This window comes from Streptomyces sp. NPDC127190 (assembly GCF_042672505.1).
In the GTDB taxonomy this organism is placed as follows: Bacteria; Actinomycetota; Actinomycetes; order Streptomycetales; family Streptomycetaceae; genus Streptomyces.
Genome location: NZ_JBHXVE010000064.1, coordinates 1 through 2,932 on the forward strand (window position 1 = coordinate 1; position 2,932 = coordinate 2,932).

Annotated in this window: 1 protein-coding gene and 2 pseudogenes; 1 reads left to right on the top strand and 2 read right to left on the bottom strand. The window is 67.7% G+C overall.

Translation table 11 applies throughout. The annotated features are described in order from the left end of the window. Window positions 1-503: 503 nt before the first annotated feature. Window positions 504-1,143 (bottom strand): annotated as a pseudogene (locus tag ACFVIU_RS39050) (HNH endonuclease family protein). 762 nt (window positions 1,144-1,905) lie between these two features. Continuing rightward, window positions 1,906-2,316: a hypothetical protein gene (locus ACFVIU_RS39055; protein ID WP_385848523.1), complete on the bottom strand. Its 411-nt coding sequence runs from the start codon at window positions 2,314-2,316 to the stop codon at window positions 1,906-1,908. A gap of 204 nt (window positions 2,317-2,520) precedes the next feature. Between ACFVIU_RS39055 and ACFVIU_RS39060 the strand changes: the two are divergent. Next, window positions 2,521-2,810 (top strand): annotated as a pseudogene (locus ACFVIU_RS39060) (IS5/IS1182 family transposase); the annotation flags it as partial. Window positions 2,811-2,932 lie beyond the last annotated feature (122 nt).

Consider the following 2,932-nt stretch of genomic DNA (forward strand, 5'->3'; position numbering starts at 1 on the left):
ACCATCCCAGACCATTCGTCTGGACGAAGACAGCCGACGAGATCCTCGACAAAGTCGCCGCCTACTGCCGACGAATCTCTGACTCAGGTCACTAGCGTCCGGCTGGCGGATGTGCGACTCCGGCCTCCGCTATCAAGGCCGCTGGCCACCAGACACCGACTCGGCAGGAAGACCGTGAAGGTGGAGGCCATGCCTGAACGGACGCCGGCCGAGGTGATGGAGGCGCTGCGGCGCGCGGCCGTGGAGGAGCAGGAGGCTGTGGGCCGGTACGCGGAGGAGATGGCTCGGCTGGCTGAAGAGGAGAAGTAGGGGCCCGCCCGGAGTCGGTCTGGCCGGGCCGTGGCCGGGGGCCGGGTCTCCGGGCACGGGTCTGGTGGTATTGGCCTTGTGGTGGTGCCGAGTTGGGCCCGACCTCCTTGTTAAGGCAGGGCCCGTTCGTCACCTGGACGAGCGGGCCCTGCTTCGTGGCCGCGGCCGCCGCCGGCTTTGGTGCTTGTCGGGGTTCAGTCGGCGGTTGTGACGGTGACGGGGACGTCCGGGCAGCGGCTGAGGACGTCCGTGAGGGCGGCCTGCTCGGTGGGATCGATGGTCAGGGACCAGCGGGTCTTGTCCGTGACCCAGTCGGTGACGTACTGGCAGCGGTAGCCCTCGGCCGGCAGCAGCCACGTGCTGGGGTCCTGGTCGGCCTTGGTCTGGTTCGATGCGGCGGACACGGCGATCAGCCCGGTCGTCGCCCAGATCGTTGGCGTAGTCCTCCCGCTTTGCCGGCGTCCACGCGGATGCACCGGAGTCCCAGGCTTCGGCGAGCGGGACGAGGTGGTCGATGTCCAGCCCCCGGGGCCCGTCGAGGTAGCGGTCGTCGTAGGGCGAGTACCACTGGCCTCCGGTCAGCGTGCACTTCTGCCCCTGGTCCGGGGCGATGACCGCCTCGTTCTTCAGCACCTCGGCCCGGGTGTTGCAGCCGTCCTTGTCGGCGTCGATCCAGTGTCGGAATTTCGTGCGCTCATACCCGGTGCGGTCCTCGTCGCGGACCGGCAGCCGGTCAAGGAGGTCACGGACAGGAGCGGTGATGGTCTCCCCGGCTGCGTGGGCAGCCGGTGCTGCGGCGTGGGCGGTTGTCGGGACAAGGAGCGCGGCGAACACAGCGGCCACCGCGGAGGTGCGGGCAAAGCGCCTGGTCTGGCCTCTCGAAGATCACGGACATGGTTCGTGATCTTCGTAGCGGCCAGGGCCGCCGGTCCGCGGGGAAACCGGAGGTGGCTCCACCCGATCGGACGGCAAGTCCGATCATCAGCAGGTCACCTTTGGGCTCGGTGCCGGCGGCAGAGGTGACCGATGAGCTGTTCCTGCTGCCGCTGATGCCGCCGCCCCTTCCGGCCGGCCAGGGGATCTTGGACATCCTGGGGCGCTGGTGAGCGGTGTCACCCAGGCCTGTCGATGAGTTCCCGTACACACGCAGGTTCGGACGGCACTCGCTGGCGCGCACTGTCGGGCACGGATGCGAGGTGCCGGGGGAGTGATGGCGGCTTGGGTCCGGGGGTGGGGGAGAGTAGGGGTCATTGGCTGATACGCCCTGCTGTATCCCATGTTCCAGATCTACGGTCTGGTGTCACACAAGGCTGCCCGAGTGGTTGCCAGTTGAGGTGCAGAAGAAGGTGAGGCTGTTCTATGCGATGAAGGTCCCTCGTGAGTGTCTTCGTCGTGAGTGTGGCGTTGGTGGCTACCGGTGTTCCTGCGGCTCTGGCGGTTCCGCCGCCGAACGCGGCTCCGCCTGAGGTCACGGTGACGGCGCAGGACTCGGACTCTGCAGGGGAACGTGAAAGCCTGCGCAGGTCAGTTGGTGCCCGGCCGCGGGTCTTGCACTCGCTGGAGAGAGGAACCACTGTGACCTCGGACCCCGACACGCTATGGCGTCGCTGCGCTCACCTGGGCCGTGTCCTGCTGCCGCTGGTGGACCAGGAGCCAGGGCGGCAGGCTGACCGGCACGAGAACCTGCGGACCTGGGGCATCGACACCGTGATAGGCGAGCGGCTGATAGAGATCTTCACCGCCCTCGCCGCCCATGCCGTCGCCGTTGACGCCGCTGTGTCGGCCGCGCGATTCGACGCTCTGCCTCTGAGGACGGTAGCTGACGCGGCGACCGGCAAACGGGACTTCGAACTGCTCGCTGGGCTCCCGGACAGCTTCGCCGATATCCGCGACGAACAGGCCGTCCAGCTCTTCCGCCTGTCCGCCTATGAAGGCGGACAGGCCAGCCGCCGCCTCTTCCAGCTGAGCAGAGAAGGACGTCACGCGCTGATCGTGCTCGTCGAACACCCGCTGTTCCCGTGTCCCACGTGTGGAGACGTCTTCGGCCGTGCAACCGAAGCCAATCTGCCTCGATGATCCCCAGGCAGGCCTGGCGGGTGCAGGTACCGAAGCCTCTCGCCTCACGGACCTGCGCAGCCGTCCTCCATCCCGTCGGGAGACCGGGAAAAACGACGCGGCCCAGGCCAGAGTGACCTGGGTGAGCCAGGGCGACAGCCCGTCAACCTCCTAGCTGCCCTCGCCCCCACCCTCACCGAAGCCGCACGAGCCGCCTCGACGAAGGCGTACGTGATCCTGACAGGGCCCTCCTGCCCATCGACCGAATCGCTGCCGACCGTCCGTTCAGCTCGGGAAAACACAAGAAGCACGGCATGAACGTGCAGGTCATAGCCGACTCTAAGGGGCGTCTGATGTGGGCTTCCCCAGCCTTGGCCGACGCCGTCCACGACGTCCGAGCCGCGCGCGACCCCCCCGTTCATGCAGCTGTTGCCGAACGTGGCGTTGCCGACGCTTCATGATCACCGGAAGTCGTGCCTGCCTGCGCGTCAGCCCCCGCTGGCCACCCTCCAGTCGTGCCTCAGTTCCTGAAGCCCCATCAACCGGGATGCACCGCTGGAATGACGCC